At 72.8% G+C, this 18,222-nt stretch carries 21 protein-coding genes; 9 read left to right on the top strand and 12 right to left on the bottom strand.

Annotation, left to right across the window (positions count from 1 at the left end):
* Positions 1-10 precede the first annotated feature (10 nt).
* The 12 genes from JI739_RS00080 to JI739_RS00135 all read right to left on the bottom strand — a co-directional run bounded on the left by JI739_RS00080 (position 11) and on the right by JI739_RS00135 (position 11,437).
* The gene (locus JI739_RS00080) at positions 11-439 is read right to left on the bottom strand and encodes a CopG family transcriptional regulator (protein ID WP_201681817.1); all 429 of its coding nucleotides are present in this window, start codon (positions 437-439) and stop codon (positions 11-13) included.
* Between the two features lie 88 nt (positions 440-527).
* Complete coding sequence (locus JI739_RS00085) at positions 528-1,373, bottom strand: MTAP family purine nucleoside phosphorylase (protein ID WP_201681818.1); 846 nt, start codon at positions 1,371-1,373, stop codon at positions 528-530.
* A 3-nt stretch (positions 1,374-1,376) separates the two neighbouring features.
* A complete protein-coding gene (locus JI739_RS00090; protein WP_201681819.1) occupies positions 1,377-2,363 on the bottom strand; it encodes a metallophosphoesterase family protein in 987 nt (328 codons plus the stop codon).
* Between the two features lie 10 nt (positions 2,364-2,373).
* A complete protein-coding gene (locus JI739_RS00095; RefSeq protein WP_201681820.1) occupies positions 2,374-3,219 on the bottom strand; it encodes a phosphonate ABC transporter ATP-binding protein in 846 nt (281 codons plus the stop codon).
* Positions 3,216-4,103: a phosphonate ABC transporter, permease protein PhnE gene (gene phnE / locus JI739_RS00100; protein WP_201681821.1), complete on the bottom strand. Its 888-nt coding sequence runs from the start codon at positions 4,101-4,103 to the stop codon at positions 3,216-3,218. Before phnE ends, JI739_RS00095 begins: the two co-directional genes overlap by 4 nt.
* An 8-nt stretch (positions 4,104-4,111) precedes the next feature.
* The gene (locus JI739_RS00105) at positions 4,112-4,999 is read right to left on the bottom strand and encodes a phosphate/phosphite/phosphonate ABC transporter substrate-binding protein (protein WP_201681822.1); all 888 of its coding nucleotides are present in this window, start codon (positions 4,997-4,999) and stop codon (positions 4,112-4,114) included.
* A complete protein-coding gene (locus JI739_RS00110) occupies positions 4,996-6,165 on the bottom strand; it encodes an FAD-dependent oxidoreductase (RefSeq protein WP_201681823.1) in 1,170 nt (389 codons plus the stop codon). Before JI739_RS00110 ends, JI739_RS00105 begins: the two co-directional genes overlap by 4 nt.
* The gene (locus JI739_RS00115; protein ID WP_201681824.1) at positions 6,162-6,773 is read right to left on the bottom strand and encodes a TIGR04282 family arsenosugar biosynthesis glycosyltransferase; all 612 of its coding nucleotides are present in this window, start codon (positions 6,771-6,773) and stop codon (positions 6,162-6,164) included. The genes JI739_RS00110 and JI739_RS00115 overlap by 4 nt, the downstream gene beginning before the upstream one ends.
* On the bottom strand, positions 6,770-7,447 hold the full coding sequence (locus tag JI739_RS00120) for a TIGR04283 family arsenosugar biosynthesis glycosyltransferase (protein WP_201681825.1): 678 nt from the start codon (positions 7,445-7,447) through the stop codon (positions 6,770-6,772). The genes JI739_RS00115 and JI739_RS00120 overlap by 4 nt, the downstream gene beginning before the upstream one ends.
* Before the next feature lies 1 nt (position 7,448).
* A complete protein-coding gene (locus tag JI739_RS00125; protein WP_201681826.1) occupies positions 7,449-9,614 on the bottom strand; it encodes a dihydrolipoyl dehydrogenase family protein in 2,166 nt (721 codons plus the stop codon).
* On the bottom strand, positions 9,611-10,627 hold the full coding sequence (arsS, locus tag JI739_RS00130) for an arsenosugar biosynthesis radical SAM (seleno)protein ArsS (protein ID WP_201681827.1): 1,017 nt from the start codon (positions 10,625-10,627) through the stop codon (positions 9,611-9,613). The genes JI739_RS00125 and arsS overlap by 4 nt, the downstream gene beginning before the upstream one ends.
* 54 nt (positions 10,628-10,681) lie before the next feature.
* Positions 10,682-11,437, bottom strand: coding sequence for a DUF3047 domain-containing protein (locus JI739_RS00135; RefSeq protein WP_236589007.1), 756 nt, complete (start codon positions 11,435-11,437; stop codon positions 10,682-10,684).
* Between the two features lie 109 nt (positions 11,438-11,546).
* On the opposite strand from JI739_RS00135, the gene JI739_RS00140 reads away from it, so the two are divergent.
* The 9 genes from JI739_RS00140 to JI739_RS00180 all read left to right on the top strand — a co-directional run bounded on the left by JI739_RS00140 (position 11,547) and on the right by JI739_RS00180 (position 18,218).
* Positions 11,547-12,113, top strand: a complete 567-nt coding sequence (locus tag JI739_RS00140) for a sigma-70 family RNA polymerase sigma factor (RefSeq protein WP_201681828.1) — start codon at positions 11,547-11,549, stop codon at positions 12,111-12,113.
* On the top strand, positions 12,110-12,748 hold the full coding sequence (locus tag JI739_RS00145; RefSeq protein WP_201681829.1) for an NrsF family protein: 639 nt from the start codon (positions 12,110-12,112) through the stop codon (positions 12,746-12,748). The genes JI739_RS00140 and JI739_RS00145 overlap by 4 nt, the downstream gene beginning before the upstream one ends.
* Before the next feature lie 64 nt (positions 12,749-12,812).
* Positions 12,813-13,169: a CidA/LrgA family protein gene (locus JI739_RS00150; RefSeq protein ID WP_201681830.1), complete on the top strand. Its 357-nt coding sequence runs from the start codon at positions 12,813-12,815 to the stop codon at positions 13,167-13,169.
* Positions 13,153-13,869 (top strand): LrgB family protein, encoded by a 717-nt coding sequence (locus JI739_RS00155; protein ID WP_201681831.1) that lies wholly within the window; start codon positions 13,153-13,155, stop codon positions 13,867-13,869. Before JI739_RS00150 ends, JI739_RS00155 begins: the two co-directional genes overlap by 17 nt.
* A 123-nt stretch (positions 13,870-13,992) precedes the next feature.
* Positions 13,993-14,619: a thermostable hemolysin gene (locus JI739_RS00160; RefSeq protein ID WP_201681832.1), complete on the top strand. Its 627-nt coding sequence runs from the start codon at positions 13,993-13,995 to the stop codon at positions 14,617-14,619.
* Positions 14,616-16,058 (top strand): AMP-binding protein, encoded by a 1,443-nt coding sequence (locus JI739_RS00165; protein ID WP_201681833.1) that lies wholly within the window; start codon positions 14,616-14,618, stop codon positions 16,056-16,058. Before JI739_RS00160 ends, JI739_RS00165 begins: the two co-directional genes overlap by 4 nt.
* Positions 16,055-16,732 carry an iron-containing redox enzyme family protein gene (locus tag JI739_RS00170; protein ID WP_201681834.1) on the top strand — a complete coding sequence of 226 codons (678 nt, stop codon included), beginning with the start codon at positions 16,055-16,057 and terminating at the stop codon, positions 16,730-16,732. The genes JI739_RS00165 and JI739_RS00170 overlap by 4 nt, the downstream gene beginning before the upstream one ends.
* The gene (locus JI739_RS00175) at positions 16,729-17,547 is read left to right on the top strand and encodes an SDR family oxidoreductase (RefSeq protein WP_201681835.1); all 819 of its coding nucleotides are present in this window, start codon (positions 16,729-16,731) and stop codon (positions 17,545-17,547) included. Before JI739_RS00170 ends, JI739_RS00175 begins: the two co-directional genes overlap by 4 nt.
* Positions 17,544-18,218, top strand: a complete 675-nt coding sequence (locus JI739_RS00180) for a TRAP transporter TatT component family protein (protein WP_201681836.1) — start codon at positions 17,544-17,546, stop codon at positions 18,216-18,218. Before JI739_RS00175 ends, JI739_RS00180 begins: the two co-directional genes overlap by 4 nt.
* Positions 18,219-18,222 lie beyond the last annotated feature (4 nt).

An 18,222-nucleotide genomic window follows, 5' to 3' on the forward strand; every position in this document is an offset into this window, starting at 1 on the left:
AGGGGTGGCTCTAACGGATGCGGTCGGCGAGCGCACTGCGAACGGCGGGGCTGGCCTGCAAGGCTCCCAGCACGGTGATCGATTCGATGGCGGCCCGGGCCAGCTCGGGCGTGACGTCGGGCGCGATCCGCGCCAGGCCCACGACCTGGACCTGCAGCCGCTCGCCCGCCGCGACGGCGCGCTCCAGGTCGGCCCGGCCCAAGTGCTGCAGCCCCACCACCAGGCTGCGGCGGGCGACGGTCTGCCTCAGGACGTCCGCGTGCAGCGCCAGCTGGTTGCGCAAGGCCGTGCGCATGAGGTCGGAGCGGTTGGAATAGAAGCCTTCCTGCACCAGCAGGTCGACGTGGCCGAGGTCGACCACGCCGACGTTGATGGTCATCTTCTCGGTCTCACCGGCCTTGGGTCGGAGCAGCTCGGCAGGGGGAGTCGCTGTTTTCATGATCCAGGTGGAATCTATTTGGAATCCAATTGGAGCATGCTGCGGGTCCTCGAGGGGCGCGAGCGCCAGGGAAGAGGTCACCAGATGTTCAGCGGCGCAGCACCTCGAGCCAGCTTCGCTGCTCGGGCGACAGGGCGGTGTCCGGCGTCAGCAGTGCCTGGGCCAGGGCCTGGCGGCTCTCGGGCTCGGGCTCGGGCAGCGGCTCCTGCAGCAGCGCATCGAGCAGCCGCCGGGCGTCCGCCAGCGTCTGGCGGTACCGCTCGAAGATCGCCCCCACGCTCACGTGCTGCGCCGGATCGTCGAGCCAGCAGTCGTAGTCGGTGACCAGCCCCACGGTCGCGTAGGCCATCTGCGCCTCGCGCGCCAGGAAGACCTCGGGCACGTTGGTCATGCCCACCAGGTGACAGCCGAGCTGGCGCAGCAGGTGGCTCTCGGCCTGGGTGCCCAGGCGCGGTCCTTCGACGCAGGCGTAGGTCAGGCCGCGCTGCACGGGCAGGCCGGCGCGGCGTCCGGCGGCGCATACCGCCTCGACCAGGGGGGCACTGACGGGCCGCGCCGTGCTGACGTGCGCCGCAACCCCCCGCCCGAAGAACGTGCGCTCGCGCTGGCCGCGGGTCCAGTCCACGTATTGCCCGGGCATGGCCAGCGCGCCGGGCGGCGTGTCCAGGGCCAGGCTCCCGACCGCCGAGAAGCCCAGCAGCTGGGTGGCGCCGGCCCGCTTGAGCGCGAAGATGTTGGCGCGGTAGTTCACCTCGTGCGGCAACAGCCGGTGGCCGCTGCCGTGGCGCGCCAGGAACAGCAGCGGCTGCCCGTGCAGGCTGCCGCGCAGGATCTCGCCGGACGGTTCGCCGAACGGGGTGGCGCCCGCGATGCGCTCGTCGAGCCGAAGCCCGTCCAGGTCGTAGAAGCCGGTGCCTCCGATGATGGCCAGCATGGGTTACTCCTCCCGTCGAATGGCGTCGTCCGCGCGGTAGCGGGGACCTTGCACGATGCGTTGAAAGTAGGACGCGTAGGCATCGCTGCCGGGCGGCCATTGCCGCAAGAAACGCGCCTGCGCCTGCCGCGGGTCGACGTCGATGGCGATCGCATCCACGAACACCTCGCCGATCCGCACGCCGAACCGCCGCCGGGCCCCCACGAAGGGCGTGAGGGCCACCCGCGTGAGCAGGCCCGCCGGGTCGCCCGTGAAATTGGGCATGCCGGCGGCGCCGTTGTTGAAGATCCAGTGCGGCTGTGCGGCGCACGCTTGGGGTGCGCCGCGCAGCCGCTGGAAGACCGGCAGGCAGGTGTGGGAGCTGGCGAAGGCGTCCACCCGGGCCTGCCTGAACCAGGCCCGCAAGCGGTCCCGGTGCACGGGATCGCGCAGGTGCTCCTGGGCGAAGCCCCAGCCCGCCAGGGACTGGGCGTCGCCATGCACGATGCCCAGCCGCAGTGGGCCGACGTCGAGGCGCAGCCACATCGGCAGTGCCGCCAGTTCGGCCCGCTGCGCCGGCGTGCTCGCGGCCCGAAGGCGGCGCAGGATGCGGTTGGAGCGCGCGACGACCTGGTCGTCCACCCAGTCGGGGTAGGCACAGCCGCAGCCGGGATCGGCGTCGGCGTGGGCCTCGGCCTCGGCGGCCAGCTCGGTCTCGACGTTGCCGCGCAGCGCCGTGTGCGCCAGCACGCCGCGCTGCACCCGCGAGAACACGTCGGGGTCGGCGTCGAACCAGTGGAAGTCGCCGTTGAACACCAGCCGGGTCCGGCCGCGTTCGGCCGCGAAGCACGCCAGCAGCCGCTCCAGCGCGAGTTCGTTGCCGTACAGGCCGCCTGCCACGTACAGCACGTCCACGGGGTCCAGCGTGGGCGGCGTGGCGAAGACCTCCGGCAAGTAACGGTAGTGCAGCGGGCAACTGCGGCCGGCGGCGGGGTCGTGATCGAGGGTCATGCGGTGTCGCTCAGGCCGGTGCCGCTCGTGGGGCGATACCGCGTCGGGTCGGCGGACTCGCCGGGCCTGCTTCCGGCGAGTGCCTGGAGCGGTACAGCGCGCGCAGGCACTCGGCATCGACCTGGCTTGGCGGCAGGTCGAACACCAGTTCCCCACCGGCCAGCCCGATCACCCGATCGGCGAGCCCGTGCAGCAGCGCCGCCTGATGGACCACCGTGATGCGGGTCATGGCCCGGGCCGCGTCCTGGTGCAGCAGGCGCAGCGCGATGGCGGCGGAAGCCGGGTCGAGGGCGGCGGTCGGCTCGTCGGCCAGCAGCAGCCGCGGGCGCTGCATCAGGGCCCGCGCGATGCCGACTTTCTGGCGCTCGCCGCCCGAGAGCCGGTCGGCGCGGACGTCCGCCCGGGCCTCCAGCCCCAGCCGCGCCAGGATGGCGCCGGCCTCGGCCACCAGGGGCTCGGGGTAGAGCCGCGTCCAGCTGCGCCAGGCCGGCAATTCGCAGCGGCGCGCCAGCGCGCCCATCAGGGTGTTCTCCAGCGCGCTCAGTCGCGGCACCAGCGGCACGCCCTGCACGACCTGGCCCACTTCGGCCCGCAGGCCGCGCAGCGCCGCACCGGACAAGGCGGGCTGCCCCGGCGCGGCCAGGCACCGACCCAGCACCCGCACCTCCCCGCACGCGGGACGCACGGCTGCGCCCAGCAGCCGCAGCAGCGTGCTCTTGCCCGCGCCGTTGGGACCGATCAGGGCCACGCGCTCCCCGGGCGCCACCTCCAGCGAGGGCAGGCGCAGCAGGGTGCGGCCCGCGGCCCGCACCGCCACGTCGGTCAGCCGGATATCCAGCGGCGTCGGACGGCTCATTGCAGGGCGCTCCGGATCCGCCGCGACAGCGCGTCGAACACCGCCACGAGCGCCACCACCACCCCCACGATGGTGGCCAGCCGGCTCCACTGGAACAGGCTCACGGCTTCGGAGATCAGCAGGCCCAGGCCGCCGGCCCCGATCAGCCCCAGGATGGTCGAGTCGCGGATGTTGAACTCCCACACGTACAGGTGGTTGCCCACGAACTGCGGCAGCACCGCCGGCCAGACGGCGTTGGAGAACACCTGCAGCGGCGTGGCCCCGGTCGCGCGCACCGCCTCGACGGCGGCCATGTCGAGGGATTCGATGCTTTCGGCGAACAGCTTGCCGTAGGTGCCCATCGAGTGCAGGCCGATCGCCAGGATGCCCGCGGTCGGCCCCAGTCCGACGATGCCCACCAGCACCAGGCCGAACACCAGCGTGTGCACCGCGCGGGCAACGTCGAGCACGCCCTTGGCCGCCCAGGCCAGGGGCCGGGGGGCGTGCAGGTTGCGCGCGGACAGCAGGCCCAGCGGCAGGGCCAGCAGCGCCGCCAGCAGCGAACCCAGGGTGGCGATCTGGAAGGTCGTCCAGGTGGCGCGGGCGAGCGCGGCCAGGAAGCGCGCTTCGACCTCGCGCCGGTTTTCCACCCGCAGCAGGGTGCCGTCGTCGCTGCGGTACTCCAGCCGCTCGGGGCCGAACCAGGTGTCCAGGAAGCTCGGCCGGGCGAACTCGCCGACCGACTGGAGCAGGTTCTGCCACGGCTGCCGCCCCATCGACAGGTCGCCGGCCGCCGCCAGCGTGAACAGGCAGGCGAACACCAGGGCCGCGTACGCCGCCGCCATCGCCAGGAAACCGATCCGCCCGCGCCAGGGCAACCCCGGCAGCGACTGCACCGTGGCCATCGAACGCCTCACCGGGCAGGCAACTTGCCCGTGGCCAGCCCGGCATCGCGCACCGGCTTGTACCGCGAGTTGGACGACGCGACGAAGCCGGTGTAGTGGGCCGGCAGCAGGTCCGCGCGCGCCTTCAGCAGCGGCCCGACCTCGGCCAGGGCGTCCTGCAGGCGCTGCACGAGGGCCTGGTCGTCGGCCAGGCCAGCCCGCACCGCGAACGCGTCGTTCGGCAGGGGCGCCGATTCCCAGATGACGCGGCTGCGCTCGGCCTTGATCAGGCCCTGCTCGATCATGGCGTCGCGGTTGCGGTTGTAGTCGGCGCCGGCGTCGATCTGGCCCGCGGCCACCTGGGTCTGGATCGCCTGGTGGCGCGTGTAGAGCACCCGGCCGAAGTGCTTTTCGGGATCGATGCCGCGCTGCATGAACAGGTGCACCGGGATCAGGTAACCCGAGGTGGAGCCCTTGTCTGCGAAGGCGAAGCTGCGCCCGCGCCCCCTGGGGCCGAGCAGGTCCTCGATGGAGGACAGCCCCGATCCGGGATGCGTGACGATCAGCGCGACGTACTCCGGCTTGCCCTGGTACAGGATGGTGGACAGCACCTGGGCGCCGGCGACGTGATTCGCCAGCACGTAGCCCCACGGCCCCATCAAGGCCAGGTCGGTCTCGCCGTTGGCCAGGCTCTTGGCCAGGCCTTCCCAGCTGTCCACGGTCCGCAACTCCACCGGCCGGCCCAGCCGGTCGGACAGGTGGCGCGCCAGGGGCCGGTAGGTGGCGTCGTTCTTCTCGCGATCCGGCTGGAACATGCCGACCCCGAAGCGCAAGGGCGTGCGCTGCGCGTGCGACACGAAGGGCAGGGCGGCGACGGCGGCCGCCCCGGCCAGCAGGGTGCGTCGGATGGGGTTCATGCGGAATCTCCTTCGTGAAGGGACGTGGTCGGGGCGCGGGACACCGCGGGGCCCCTTTCGGCGGCTACGGCGTAGCGCCGGATGAAGCGGCGGTCGATGCGGTTCTTCCAGCGCCAGGCCCAGGCGCCCTCGGCGCCGAATGCGCCGCGCGAGGCGATCGCCCGGCCGTCGCCGGTGGCCAGCAGCACCAGGAAGCGGGGTTGCGGCCGATAGCTGGCGGGCGCTCGTCCCGCGATCGCCCGGCGCAGGTTGTCCGCCAGCACCGGCCCCATGCGAACCGCGACCACGCCGGCCTTGGGCAGCCCGCCCGCGGCCGGTTCCCAGTGCGCGCAGTCGCCCGAGGCGAAGACCTGCGGGTGCGACACCGAGCGCAGGTGCTCGTCGATGCGGATGAAGCCGCCGGCCTGCACGGCCAGCCCGCCTCGGCGGGCGGGATCACGCTGCCAGTCGTGGGCCTGGGCACCGGTGGCCCACAGCACCAGGTCGCTGTGCTCGCCGACCTGCGCGGACCAGGCGCTGCCCAGTCGCAGCGACACGCCGGCGGCGGCGAGCGCGCGGCTCGCTGCCCGGCGCGCGGCCGGCGACAGGCCGGGCAGCAGCTGCGCCGAATCGCTCACCAGCGTGCCGTGCACCGGCCGGTCGGGCCGCAACCGCCGCAGGCGAGCCATCACCGCCAGCATCGATTCGACCCCGGCGGGGCCGCCGCCGACGCCGGTCAGGCGCCAGGGGCGGGCGCCCGGCTCGCTCGTCCAGGCCGACAACACCTCGCCATAGGCCGGCGGCAACAGCGCCAGCGGCCGCATGGCCAGCACCCGTGCGCCGGCTGCCGGCGGCGGGCGCAGGGTCGAACCGACGTTGAGCGACAGCAGGTCGTACTCCAGCGGGGCACCCGTGGACAGGTGCACGCACTGGCGCTGCGCATCCAGCGAGTCGAGTTCGGCATCGACCCAATGCGCGCCGGCGGCGGCGCACAGGCGCGGGAAGTCGATCACGATCTCGTCGTGCCGATAGGCGCCGGCCAGCCAGCCGGGGACCATGCCGGAATAGGGCGCCAGGCCCACCGGAGACACCACCACCAGCTCCACGCCCGGGGCTGGCCGGCGCCGCCACTCGAGCAGCACCTGCGCGTGCGCGTGACCGGCCCCGACGAGCACCAGCCGCTTCATGGCAGCCACCCCTTGGGCAGGTGGGCCAGGTCGGCCGGCTCGTCGACGTCGGCGACGGCGGGCAGTTCGGCCCATCGCAGCCCCGCGGCCCGCAGCCGCTCGCGCGTCCCGGCCATCACCGTGGACGTGCTCCAGGCCATCTGCTCGAACAGCGCAGGCTGCGGCGCCCGAAGCCCGACCAGGGCGTAACCGCCGTCGAGCGCGGGCACGAACACCGCGTCGTGGGTGTGCAGTGCCGCCCGGGCGCCGGCGAGCATGTCGGCATCGAGCGCCGGGGCATCGGTGCCGACCAGCAGCGCCCCCCGGCGGGCCGCCAGCACGCGCGTGAAGGCCCGGTGCATGCGGGCCCCGAGGTCGCCGTCCCCTTGCACCGACAAGGCCAGGCCGTGCGCGTGCGCCAGCCGGCCGAAGACCGGGTGCGACGCGTCGGGCGCGGCGCAGATCTCCAGGCTGTCCAGCCCGGCGGCCGCGCCGACGCGCACGGCGTGCGCCAGCATCCGCCCGGCGAGGGCGGCGGCACCGTGCGCCCCCAGTGCCGGGATCAACCGCGTCTTGGCCAGGCCCGCCACGGGCGCCTTGGCGAAGATGACGAGTGCGCAGCCGCTCATCGGTAGGCCTTCGCCAGCTCGTGCGCCGGCGCGCCGCGCCAGTAGCGCCAGCGCAGGCGCCACATCAGGACGATGGTGCGCCAGACCCCCCGCGTCTCCCAGCGCCGCCCCGACGTGATCACCGGCGCGCGCAGGCAGGCGGGTCGGCCCAGGCGGCGCAGCCGGCGGGAGATTTCCACGTCCTCCATCAGCGGCTGGTCGGGGAAGCCGCCCACGTCGCCGAACGCGGCGCGGGTGACGAAGATCGCCTGGTCGCCGGTGGCGATGGCGGTGCAGCGCGAGCGCAGGTTCATCGCGGCGGCCACGACCCGCAGCATCCACGGGCGCCCCTGGATGCGCACGTCGAAGCGCCCCCAGGCGGCGCCGCCGGCGATGGCCTGCCGCACCAGCCGGTCGGCGTCGGCCGGCAGCCGGGTGTCGGCATGCAGGAACAGCAGCAGCGGCGCCCCGGCCACCTCGGCGCCCGCATTCATCTGCCGCGCGCGGCCCGGCGGCGTCACCAGTACCTGGTCGGCCAGCGGCCGCGCGAGGTCGGCCGTCGCATCGCGGCTGCCGCCGTCGCAGACGATGAGCTCGACCTCGCGCGAGCGCAGCGGCGCCAAGGCCCGCAGGTGGTCCTCGATGCCGGCGGCCTCGTCCAGCACCGGCACGATGATGCTCAGGGCGGGCTGCATGTCAGGCGCGCTCCCAGGCGTGGTAGCGGGCGGCCCACCGCAGCAGCCGCTGGGGCGCGTGGGCGCGCTTCCACTGTCCGGCGGCGTACTTGTTCGCCTCGGCGAAGGTGGGGTAGGTGTGGACGGTCGCCAGGATCTTGTTCAGGCCCAGGCCATGCTTCATGGCCAGCACGTACTCGGCCAGCAGCTCGCCGGCGTGCGCCCCGACGATCGTCACCCCCAGGATCCGGTCCTTGCCGGGCACGGTGAGCACCTTCACGAAACCGCCGCCGGTGCCGTCGGCGATCGCGCGGTCCAGCTCCCCGATGTCGTAGCGCGTCACCTCGCAGGCGATCCCCTGCTCGCGGGCCTCGGACTCCGACAGGCCCACGCGCGCCACCTCGGGTTCGGTGAAGGTGGTCCAGGGGATGACGGCGTAGTCGGCCTTGAACTTGCGAACCCGGCCGAACAGCGCGTTGACCGCCGCATACCAAGCCTGGTGGGCGGCGGTGTGCGTGAACTGGAACGGCCCGGCCACGTCGCCGACGGCGTAGATGTTCGGCAGGCGGGTGCGCAGGTAGGCGTCGGTTTCGATGGTCTTGCGCGGCGTCAGCGGGATCCCCAGTTCCTCGAGTCCGTAGCCGGTCACGCGCGGGCTGCGGCCGACGGCGCACAGCAGCTGGTCGAAGCCGATCTCCACCTCGCCGCCCGCATGGCGAGCCACCAGGCGCTTGCCGGTGGCGCCCACCTCGACGCGCAGGGCCTCGTGCCCGGTCAGCACCGTCACGCCGTCCTCGCGCAGGGCGGCGGCGACCCGCTCGGACACTTCGGGGTCTTCGCGCATCAGCACGCGCGGGGCCATCTCCACCTGCGTGACCTGGCTGCCCAGGCGGGCGAAGGCCTGCGCCAGTTCGCTGCCGATGGGGCCGCCGCCGAGCACCAGCAGGCGGCGCGGCAACTGCGTCAAGCCCCAGACCGTGTCGCTGGTGAGCACCCCGGCTTCGGCCAGGCCCGGGATGGGCGGAACGAACGGGCTGGCGCCCGCGGCGATCACGATGTTGCGGGTGGTGAGCGTGCGCGTGCCCCCGCCCGCCAGCGCCACGTCCACCGTCCAGGGGCTGGTGATGCGGGCGTGGCCTTGCAGGACCTCGACGCCCAGGCTGGCGTAGCGCGCGGCCGAGTCGTGCGGCTCGATGGCGCGGACCACGTCGCGTACGCGCTGCATCACCGCCGGGAAGTCCACCGTGCCTTGCGCCCCCGCGATGCCGAAGTGGGCGGCGTCGCGGATTTCGCGCGCCAGACGGGCGCTGCGGATCAGTGTCTTGCTCGGCACGCAGCCGTAATTGAGGCAATCGCCGCCCAGCTTGTGGCCTTCGACCAGCGTCACCTCGGCACGCACGGCGGCGCCGAGATAGGCGCTCACCAGCCCGCCCGCGCCGCCGCCGATCACCACCAGGTTGCGCTCGAAACGGGCAGGCCGTTGCCAGCCGGCGTACAGGCGGCGCGTGCGCCACCAGCCCAGGGCGGCCCGTGCCAGCAGCGGGAACAGCCCGAGCAGCAGCAGGCTGCCCAGCACGCGGGGCGAGAACACGTCGCCTGCGGACTCGATGCTGGCCAGCTGCGTTCCGGCGTTCACGTAGACCGCGGTGCCGGGCAGCATGCCGACCTGGCTGGCCAGGTAGAACCGAGCCGCCGGCATGGGGGTCAGGCCCATCAGCAGGTTGACCAGCCAGTAGGGGAAGAGGGGCACCAGCCGAAGGGTCAGCAGGTAGAAGATACCGTCGCGCCGGACGCCCTCGTTCAAGGGCGCCAGCCGGCTGCCGAAGCGGCGCTGCACCGACTCGCGCAGCAGGTAGCGCGAGGCCAGGAAGGCCAGCAGCGCCCCCAGGCTGGAGGCGAAGGACACCACCAGCAAGCCCATGCCCAGGCCGAAGATGGCGCCGGCGGCCAGCGTCAGGACCAGCGCGCCGGGAATGGACCCTGCCGCCGCCGCCACGTAGATCGCGAAGAAGGCCGCCAGCGTCGCCAGCGGCTGATCGCGGTAGGTGGCCACCAGGGCATCGCGACTGGCCTTGAGCTGCTCCAGCGTCAGCAGCTGGCCGAGGTCGAAGTGCCGGTACAGCAGCACCGCCGCGATGGCCACCGCACCGGCGCCGATCCAGGTCACGCGGCGGCGGGCGGCGCTCATTCGGCGACGCGCCCGGTGGTGGTCGTGAGGGCCGGCCCGGGGAGGTCCGCGGCGTCCAGCGCGCCTCCGCAGCTGCTGCCCTGGCCGGCGGTGCAGCCGTAGCAGTGGTCAGCGGTCCGGATGGCTTCGCCGGCCGGGTCGGTGGCGAGCAGGTCCCGCAGGTGGGGACGCCCCCGGCGGGCCAGCCGCGCCCGCAGGCCGAGCATCTGGTTGAAGTCGCAGTCGTACAGGTCGCCCTGCCAGTCCACGCTGACCAGGCTGCGGCACATGACGGTGTCGAGGTTCTCTGCCCGGTAGGCGCCGCGCAGCAGCTGCATGTAGTCGGCGAAGGTTCCCTTGCTGACCAGCGTGCTGCCGAAGCGCTGGACCGGCATGTTGGTCAAGGCGAACAGGTGGTTGAAGCGGATGCCGAAGTGCTGCAGCAGTTCGCGCTTGTAGTCGGCCTCCAGGGCAGCCTGGGGCGGCGGCAGCGACGCGCCCTGCGGGTTGTAGACCAGGTTCAGCACCAGGCTGCTGCCGTCCTGGCCGTAGCCCTGCGCGTTGAGCTGGCGCAGCCCGTCGATGCTGCGCTCGAACACGCCGTCACCGCGCTGCCGGTCCACGTTGGCCGGCGAGTAGCAGGGCAGGGAGGCGGTGACTTCCACGCCCTGTTCGGCCAGGAAGCGGGCGGTGTCTTCCTGCCCCGGTTCGCACAGGATGGTGAGGTTGCAGCGGTCGATGACGCGCACGCCGCGGGCACGCGCGCCCCGCACCAGTTCCCGGAAGTGCGGGTTCAGCTCGGGCGCGCCGCCGGTCAGGTCCAGGGTGCCGATGCGCCGGGCGCGCAGGACTTCCAGCACCAGGGCGGCGTGGTCGCCATCCATCATCTCCGTGCGTTGGGGGCTGGCCGCCACGTGGCAGTGCAGGCAGCTCTGGTTGCACTTGTAGCCCAGGTTCACCTGCAGCGTGTCGAGCTGGCGGCGCCGGATCGGCGGGAAGTCGGTCGCGGCGAGCAGGGGGAGGGTGGCGTGCATGGGGGTCGGGAATGGATGGTGGGTTGAGCGGCCTCGGGATCGGAAGCGCGCGTGTCAGGGCGGCCGCACGGCGCAGGCCTCGTGCTCGCCCACGAAGTGCAGGTCGGCGAAGCCGGCGCGGGACGACTCGCCGGTGTTGTCGGTGTCGGCCGTGACGGCGAGTTGGACCGGCGCGGCCGATGGGCCATACAGGCGCGCGGCGTCGCGCCCGACGTGGCGTCGCTCCTGCACCCACTGGCCGGCCTGCGCCGCGCCGCTGCGCAGCACGACCATGGTGGTGCGGTCGGTGTAGGCGTTGGGCCGCTCGGTGCCCACCGGGTGGTGGTTGTCCCAGACGTAGTTGATGGCCGCGTCGGGCACCGCGGGGCCCCAGATGGCGCGGGCGATCCGAAGTTGCGTGCGCAGGCCGAAACTCTTCTCGGAATCGGGCAGCGCGAGGCTCACGTACAGGCGGGCGGCGTAGTCGTCACCGCTCTTGCGGGCCATGTCGGCGCCCTGCAGCGGCGCGTCCACCCGCCAGCGCCAGCACAGCACCGGCGTGCGCGCCAGGTCCACGTCCACCGGGCGGGCCAGCAGGGACATGCTGGCGGCCGAGCGCACCTCGACAGCGGCAAGGCCATCCCATGTCCGAGCCGCGAAGGTATTGGGCTTCAGGTCGGCATTCAAGCGGACCTCCTGCCACGGCGCGAGTCCTTGGTCGAAGCGGCCCACCCACACGGGGCCGCTGTCGGCCCCCGCCAGCGCTGGCAGCAGCAGCGCGAGCGCGGGCGGCAAGTGGCGCAAGAGGCGCGGGGTGGTCGAATGGCGCATGGTCACCATCTAGTCGCCGGCCAAGCCCTGGCGGTTACACGGCGGCAGAATGACGCGTTTTTTCTATTCCCTTCCTGCTCCCTGTAACCCTGAGGCGGCCGTCGACGACATGACTGGAGACACCCGACCGGACGACTTCGAGGCCGGCCTGAAGCCGCTGTGGTTGCGCGCCCAGTCGGGGGACGAAGCGGCGTACCGCGAAGCGCTCTCGCGCATCGCGGTTCGCTTGCGCGGATACCTGCGCCGCCGACTGCAGGGGCTCCCCGACGACGTGGAGGACCTGGTGCAGGAGACTTTGCTGGCGCTTCACCTGCAACGCGGGACCTACGACCCCGCCGTGCCGGTCACGGCCTGGGTGCTGGCGATCGCCCGGCACAAGCTGGTCGACCTGTGGCGGCGGCGCGGCCGTCGCGAGGACCTGAACGAGCCGATCGACGACGTGCCCGAGTCCGAACTCGTGGCCGTCCAGGAAACCTCCGCATCGCAGCGCGACCTGGAGAAGCTGCTCGAGCGCCTCCCCGACGCCCAGCGGGAGGCGATCCTGCTGACCAAGGTCCAGGGCTTGTCCGTCGCGGAGGCCAGCGCGCGCACCGGTGCGTCCATCTCGGCCATCAAGGTGCAGGTCCACAGGGGGTTGAAGCGCCTGGCGCTGCTGGTGAAGGAGGCCAGGCCATGAGAACGGACGAACTGATCGAATGGCTGGCGCGGGGCGCGGGTGCGGCGCCGCGCCAGCTGGTTGCGAGGCGAATCGGCGCGGCGTGTGGGTTCGGCCTGGTGGTCAGCGTGGTGCTGGCGCTCGGCCTGATGGGCCCCTTGCCGGCCTGGATGTTCGAGACCCCGGCACCCTGGATGAAGCTGGCCTACACCGGACTGCTGGCCCTCGCGGCGGCATGGCTGGCCGCCCGAGCCGCGCGGCCCGGTGCGCGCCTCGCCTCTCCGATCCGGGCGCTGGCGCTGGTGGTCGGGGGCATGGCCGCGGGTGCGCTCGCCTTCACCGCCACCTTCACCTCGCCCGAGAGCCGGTTGGCGGCCCTGATGGGCCAGACCTGGCTGAGCTGCCCCTGGAACGTGCTCGCCCTGTCCCTGCCGGCCCTGGCGATCGGGTTCTGGGCCATGCGCGGGCTCGCACCCACCCGTCCCCGGCAGGCGGGCTTTGCCGTCGGCGCGCTCGCCGGGGCGCTGGGCGCGATGGGCTATTCGCTCATCTGTCCGGAGATCGCACCGGCTTTCGTGGCGACCTGGTACACGCTGGGCGTGGCGCTCACGGCCGCGCTCGGTGCGGCGCTGGGCCGACGGCTGCTGCATTGGTGAGGCGAGGGCCGGCCACGCCCGCAGCGCGACCCCGGCCGCACGGACCCCGTGACATCATCGGCCGATGCAGACACTGATCGGCATTGCATGGCTGCTGGGGCTCCAGGCCGCGGGCGAGGTGCTCGCGCGGGCACTCGGCCTTCCGTTCCCGGGGCCTGTCGTCGGCATGCTGCTGCTGCTGGTGGCGCTGAACTTCCAGCCGGTGCGCGACGCGGTCCGCAGCTGCGCCGAGTTCCTGCTCCTGCACCTGTCCCTGCTGTTCGTGCCGGTGGCCGTGGGTGTCATGTCCTACCTGCCGCTGCTCGCCGCCTACGGTGGACGGCTGGCGCTGGTGCTGCTGGTGTCGACATGGCTCGGACTGGCCGTCACCGCCGTCCTGCTGCGATGGTTGCTGGGAAACGAGGATGCCGGACTTCGTTGAGCTGTGGGTCTACCTGTCGGCGTCCCCGCTGTTCGGGTTGACGGCGACGCTCCTGGTGTACCTGTTGGCGCTGCAGGTCTACCTGAAGCTGCGGCAGGCCCCGTGGGCCAATCCGGTGCTCTGGTCGGTCGTGCTGCTGTGCCTGGGCCTGGCGGCGACGGGCGTGGCCTATCCCACCTACTTCGCCGGCGCGCAGTTCATCCATTTCCTGCTGGGGCCGGCCGTGGTGGCGCTGGCCTGGCCGCTGTGGCAGCGGCGCGAGCTGGTTCGCCGGCGCTGGTGGAAGCTGCTGCTGGCGGCCTGCATGGGCGGATCGGTGGCGAGCGGGTCGGCCGTGGCACTGGCCTGGTGGATGGACCTGCCGCGCGAGGTGCTGCTGTCGCTGGTGCCGAAGTCGGCCACGGCGCCGGTGGCCATGGGCATCGCCGAGCAGATCGGGGGCGTGCCCTCGCTGGCCGCCGTGTTCGCCATCCTGACCGGGCTGGCGGGTGCGCTGTCTGGCAAGTACCTCTACGCCCTGCTCAAGGTGGATACGAGCGCCGCCGGCTGGGCGGCCCGTGGCTTCGCCCTGGGAACGGCTTCGCACGGCATCGGCGCCGCCCGCGCCTTGCAGGTGCATGCCGACGCCGGCGCCTACGCGGGCATCGCCCTGAGTGCCCAGGTGATCCTGCAGTCGCTGCTGATTCCGCTCCTGTTCTGAGCGGACGGCGGGCGCCGTCGCTGCCGCGTCCCTGTCCGCGCCGCGCGGGCCTTAATGCCTCATTAAGTTTCCGCCCCGAGCATCCGCGGCATGCCTGAGTTCGGGCCCATCCAGGGAGAGTGCATGTTGAGCAGGACGAGCGTCATCGACGCCGACGCGGCGCCCGCGCCCGGCGTGACCATGACCGTGGAGCCTCCCGGCAGCGCGGACCGGCCGGCGGTGGAAGCATTCATCGCGGGCGTGTACGACCGGCGCTTCGGCGCCCGTGTGCCCCGCTTCGCGCCCTGGCTGGTGGCGCTGCGGCAGTCCGGATCGGGCCGCATCCTCGCCGCGGCCGGGTTCCGTGGCGCCGGACACGAGCCCTTGTTCCTGGAGCAGTACCTGCCCGGGCCCATCGAGCGGGTCCTCCTGCCGCACACGGTGCGGGTGCTGCCCCGCAGGTCCATCGTGGAAGTCGGGCACCTGGCCGCGGCCGAGGCGGGCATGGGGCGGCAGCTGATCGCGCCCCTGGGTGCGCTGCTGGCGCGCCGGGGTTACGGCTGGGCCGTGAGCACCCTCACGCAGGAACTGCGGCGGCTGCTGCTGCGAATGGGCGTCGCCCCCCTGACCCTCGCTCTTGCCGACGCCGCCGCACTGGGCGAAGCGGCGGGGCAGTGGGGAAGCTATTACGAGCACCGGCCGGTGGTCGTGGCCGGACACCTGCCGCAGGTCCTGCGGCATCTGCAGGCGCGCGAGGGCTGGTGCCCATGAGCGGCCTCGATGAAGCGCACGGCCCCGTGCTGCTCGGTGCCGGCGGCCTGTCGCTGGGGCGGCAGGCGCTGGACGCGCAGGTAGGGGCATTCGCGCAGCGACTGCGCGATGCCAAGGTGCGGGTGCTCGCCACGCTCCTGGACAACTCGCCGGGGTGGATCGTCGCCGACCTGGCTGCCGCGCGAGCGGGCATCGTGCATGTGCCCCTGCCGGCCTTCTTCACGCCCGAGCAGGTGCGCCACGCGCTCGTCGTCGCGGGCGTCGATGCCCTGCTGACGGCAGCCGCACACGCCGGGCTCCCGCCGGCGGGTCGCCGCGAGCCGCTCACCCTGGCGCGGCAGGCGCTGTCATTGCGGCGGCTGCCGGGTGGCGAGGTGCGCATTCCCCCGGGCACCCGAAAGATTACGTTCACCTCCGGCACCACGGGCACTCCGAAGGGCGTGTGCCTGGACGCCAGGGCGATGCACGAGGTGGCGCAGGGCCTGGTGCGGGCGCTCGCGCCGCTGCAGCTGCGGCGGCACCTCAGTGCCTTGCCGTATCCCGTGCTGCTGGAGAACGTGGCCGGTGTGCTGGCGCCGCTGGCCGCCGGTGGTGCGTGCGTGGCCTTGCCCCTGGCGCAAGTGGGACTGGCCGGCTCATCGGCGTTCGATCCGGCCCTGTTGCAGCAGGCGGTCGAGTCGCAGGGCGCGGACAGCGTGATCGTCCTGCCGCAGATGCTGGCGGCCTGGACCGGCTGGCTGTGCCGCGGCGGACGACGGGCGCCGGACGGCCTGCGCTTCGTGGCGGTCGGTGGCGCGGCCGTCGGCGACACGCTCTTGCGGGCGGCGCGCGATCGCGGCATCCCGGCCTATGAAGGCTACGGTCTCTCGGAGGGCGCGTCGGTCCAGACACTGAACCTGCCCGGGGCCGACCGAGCGGGCAGCGCAGGCACGCCACTGCCCCATGCGCGCGTGCGCATCGCCGCCGATGGTGAAGTCGAAGTGGCGGGCAGCCTGTTCCTGGGCTACATCGGTGAGCCGGCACCCGTGCCCGCGTGGTGGCCCACCGGCGACCTCGGCTGCCTCGACGCCGAGGGCTTCCTGCATGTGCAGGGCCGCAAGAAGAACGTGCTGATCACCAGTTTCGGCCGCAACGTCTCCCCCGAGTGGGTGGAGGGCGTGCTGCACGAGCAGGCCGGCATCGCCCAGGCGGTGGTGTACGGCGAAGCCCAGCCCGCCTTGTCCGCCGTGTTGTGGGTTGCGCCGGAAGTCACCGACGACGTTCTGCGCCGCTGCGTGGACGAGGCGAATGCCCGGCTGCCCGACTACGCCCGCGTGACGCGCTTCGTGCGCGCCAGCCTGCCGTTCTCGGCGGCCAGCGGCATGGCCACCGCCAACGGCCGTCCGCGGCGGCGCGCCATCCTGGACGCACATCCCATCACCCGCACGGAGGCCCCATGACTTTCTTCCAGCGCCTTCAGGCGGATACCGAACAGGCGAGGCAGGAGCTGCTGGCCGCGCCCATCATCCAGGCCTGCCTGCGCGGCGAGGTATCGGTGCCGAGCTACATCGCCTTCCTCGCCGAGGCCTACCACCACGTGCGGCACACGGTGCCGCTGCTGACCGCCTGCCGGGCGGCCCTGCCGGCGCGCCACGGGTGGCTGCGACCGGAACTGGACGAATACATCGAGGAAGAAGCCGGCCACGACGAGTGGATCCTGGACGACCTGCGCGCCTGCGGCGCCGATGCCGAGGCCGTTCGTCGCGGCGACCCGCGCATCGCCACGGACGTGATGGTGGCCTGCGCCTACGACCAGATCGCGCGACGCAATCCGCTGGGTTTCCTTGGAATGGTGCACGTGCTCGAGGGCACGAGCGTGGCGCTGGCGCTGCGGGCTGCCGGCAGCATCCAGGGGGCGCTCGGGCTGCCCGACGCCGCCTTCAGCTACCTGCGATCGCACGGCACGCTGGATCGCGAACACGTCGGCCACTTCGAGGAGCTGATGGACGCGATCGCCGACCCCCGGGACCAGGCGGACATCGTCCACGCGGCCCGGGTGTTCTATCGGCTTTACGGCGAGGTCTTTCGATCGCTGCCGCTGGCGGCGGCCACGGCAGCCGGAGCCGTGGCATGAAGGCCCGCGAAGCGCGCGTGCTGCTCACGGGCGCGACCGGCGGCATCGGCCGGCACGTGGCCGCTCGCCTGGTCGATGCGGGTGCCAGCGTGCTGCTGGCGGGCCGCTCGCCCGCGCAGCTGGCGGCGCTGGCGCGGGACCTGGGTGGCGCGGGCCGCGAGCGCTGCGACTGGCACGAGGTCGACCTGCTCGCGCCGGTGTCCATCGAGACGCTTGCCGGCGCCGCCATTCCTTGGCGTTGCAACGTGGTGGTGCACGCGGCGGGCGCGCCGGCCTTCGGCGCGGTGTCGTCGCTCGCGCCGCCGACGGTGCAGCGGGTCATGGCCACCAACCTGGTCGCCCCGATGCTGCTCACCGAGGCCCTGCTGCCGCACCTGGGCAGGCAGCCCCGCTCGCAGGTGCTGTTCGTCGGATCGGTCCTCGGCGCCATCGGGCTTCCGGGCCATGCCGCGTACTGCGCCAGCAAGTTCGGCCTGCGTGGGTATGCACAGGCCCTGCGGCGGGAACTCGACGGAGGGCCCGTTCGCGTGCAATACCTCGGCCCACGCAGCACGCGCACCTCGTTCAACGAAGCCGCGGTGGAGGCCTACAACCGGGCCACGGGCACGGCGATGGACGATCCCGCCCGCGTGGCCATGGCCTTGCTGCGCCAGCTGGAGGACGAAGCTTCCGAACGCTTCCTCGGTTTCCCCGAGCGGCTGGGGGTGCGCCTGAACGGTGCCGTGCCCGGCTTGCTCGACCGGATCTTCGCGCCGCACCGGCGTGCCCTGGCGCAAGCACGCGCCGACGAGGTTCAACAAGGAGGAACCCCATGACCACCCGATTCCCGCTCTTCTCTTCGCTCCTGCGAGCGGTGGCGCTCGGCAGCGCCCTGCTGGCCTGGGGTGCGGTTGCCGTGCCCGCCCATGCAGCCGTGGAAGACGACGTGCAGCAGCTCCAGCACGAATGGGAGGTGATCCGCTATGAAGCGCCGCCAGCCGAAAGACAGGCGCGCTTCGCGCAGCTGGCTGCCCGCGCGCACCAAGTGAGCGGGACCTATCCAGGCCGAAGTGAACCGCTGGTCTGGGAAGGCATCATCGTGAGCTCGTGGGCCGGCGAGAAGGGTGGCCTGGGCGCCCTGGGCCTGGTCAAGCAGGCGAAGGCTTTGTACGAGTCGGCCATCCAGATCGATGGCACCGTGCTGGAGGGCTCGGCCTACAACAGCCTGGGCGTGCTGTATTACAAGGTGCCCGGCTGGCCGGTCGGTTTCGGTGACAAGGCTCGCGCGAACGAGCTCTTGCGCAAGGCCCTGCAGATCAACCCCGGCGGTATCGATCCCAACTACTTCTATGCCGAGTACCTGGTCGAGACGCACCAGCCGGAACAGGCCGTGGCCTACCTCGTGAAAGCACTCAAGGCGCCCGCACGTCCCGGGCGCCCTTTGGCCGATGCGGGCCGGCGCGAAGAGGCGCGGCAGCTGCTCGCCAAGGTGCAGGGCGGCAGCTGATCGA

This window comes from Ramlibacter aurantiacus (assembly GCF_016722895.1).
Taxonomy (GTDB): domain Bacteria; phylum Pseudomonadota; class Gammaproteobacteria; order Burkholderiales; family Burkholderiaceae_C; genus Ramlibacter; species Ramlibacter aurantiacus.

Excerpts from the sequence above, each read along its gene's own strand:
- JI739_RS00080 (WP_201681817.1), bottom strand. The coding sequence starts at position 439 with ATGAAAACAGCGACTCCCCCTGCCGAGCTGCTCCGACCCAAGGCCGGT.
- JI739_RS00085 (WP_201681818.1), bottom strand. The coding sequence starts at position 1,373 with ATGCTGGCCATCATCGGAGGCACCGGCTTCTACGACCTGGACGGGCTT.
- JI739_RS00090 (WP_201681819.1), bottom strand. The coding sequence starts at position 2,363 with ATGACCCTCGATCACGACCCCGCCGCCGGCCGCAGTTGCCCGCTGCAC.
- JI739_RS00095 (WP_201681820.1), bottom strand. The coding sequence starts at position 3,219 with ATGAGCCGTCCGACGCCGCTGGATATCCGGCTGACCGACGTGGCGGTG.
- phnE (WP_201681821.1), bottom strand. The coding sequence starts at position 4,103 with ATGGCCACGGTGCAGTCGCTGCCGGGGTTGCCCTGGCGCGGGCGGATC.
- JI739_RS00105 (WP_201681822.1), bottom strand. The coding sequence starts at position 4,999 with ATGAACCCCATCCGACGCACCCTGCTGGCCGGGGCGGCCGCCGTCGCC.
- JI739_RS00110 (WP_201681823.1), bottom strand. The coding sequence starts at position 6,165 with ATGAAGCGGCTGGTGCTCGTCGGGGCCGGTCACGCGCACGCGCAGGTG.
- JI739_RS00115 (WP_201681824.1), bottom strand. The coding sequence starts at position 6,773 with ATGAGCGGCTGCGCACTCGTCATCTTCGCCAAGGCGCCCGTGGCGGGC.
- JI739_RS00120 (WP_201681825.1), bottom strand. The coding sequence starts at position 7,447 with ATGCAGCCCGCCCTGAGCATCATCGTGCCGGTGCTGGACGAGGCCGCC.
- JI739_RS00125 (WP_201681826.1), bottom strand. The coding sequence starts at position 9,614 with ATGAGCGCCGCCCGCCGCCGCGTGACCTGGATCGGCGCCGGTGCGGTG.
- arsS (WP_201681827.1), bottom strand. The coding sequence starts at position 10,627 with ATGCACGCCACCCTCCCCCTGCTCGCCGCGACCGACTTCCCGCCGATC.
- JI739_RS00135 (WP_236589007.1), bottom strand. The coding sequence starts at position 11,437 with ATGCGCCATTCGACCACCCCGCGCCTCTTGCGCCACTTGCCGCCCGCG.
- JI739_RS00140 (WP_201681828.1), top strand. The coding sequence starts at position 11,547 with ATGACTGGAGACACCCGACCGGACGACTTCGAGGCCGGCCTGAAGCCG.
- JI739_RS00145 (WP_201681829.1), top strand. The coding sequence starts at position 12,110 with ATGAGAACGGACGAACTGATCGAATGGCTGGCGCGGGGCGCGGGTGCG.
- JI739_RS00150 (WP_201681830.1), top strand. The coding sequence starts at position 12,813 with ATGCAGACACTGATCGGCATTGCATGGCTGCTGGGGCTCCAGGCCGCG.
- JI739_RS00155 (WP_201681831.1), top strand. The coding sequence starts at position 13,153 with ATGCCGGACTTCGTTGAGCTGTGGGTCTACCTGTCGGCGTCCCCGCTG.
- JI739_RS00160 (WP_201681832.1), top strand. The coding sequence starts at position 13,993 with ATGTTGAGCAGGACGAGCGTCATCGACGCCGACGCGGCGCCCGCGCCC.
- JI739_RS00165 (WP_201681833.1), top strand. The coding sequence starts at position 14,616 with ATGAGCGGCCTCGATGAAGCGCACGGCCCCGTGCTGCTCGGTGCCGGC.
- JI739_RS00170 (WP_201681834.1), top strand. The coding sequence starts at position 16,055 with ATGACTTTCTTCCAGCGCCTTCAGGCGGATACCGAACAGGCGAGGCAG.
- JI739_RS00175 (WP_201681835.1), top strand. The coding sequence starts at position 16,729 with ATGAAGGCCCGCGAAGCGCGCGTGCTGCTCACGGGCGCGACCGGCGGC.
- JI739_RS00180 (WP_201681836.1), top strand. The coding sequence starts at position 17,544 with ATGACCACCCGATTCCCGCTCTTCTCTTCGCTCCTGCGAGCGGTGGCG.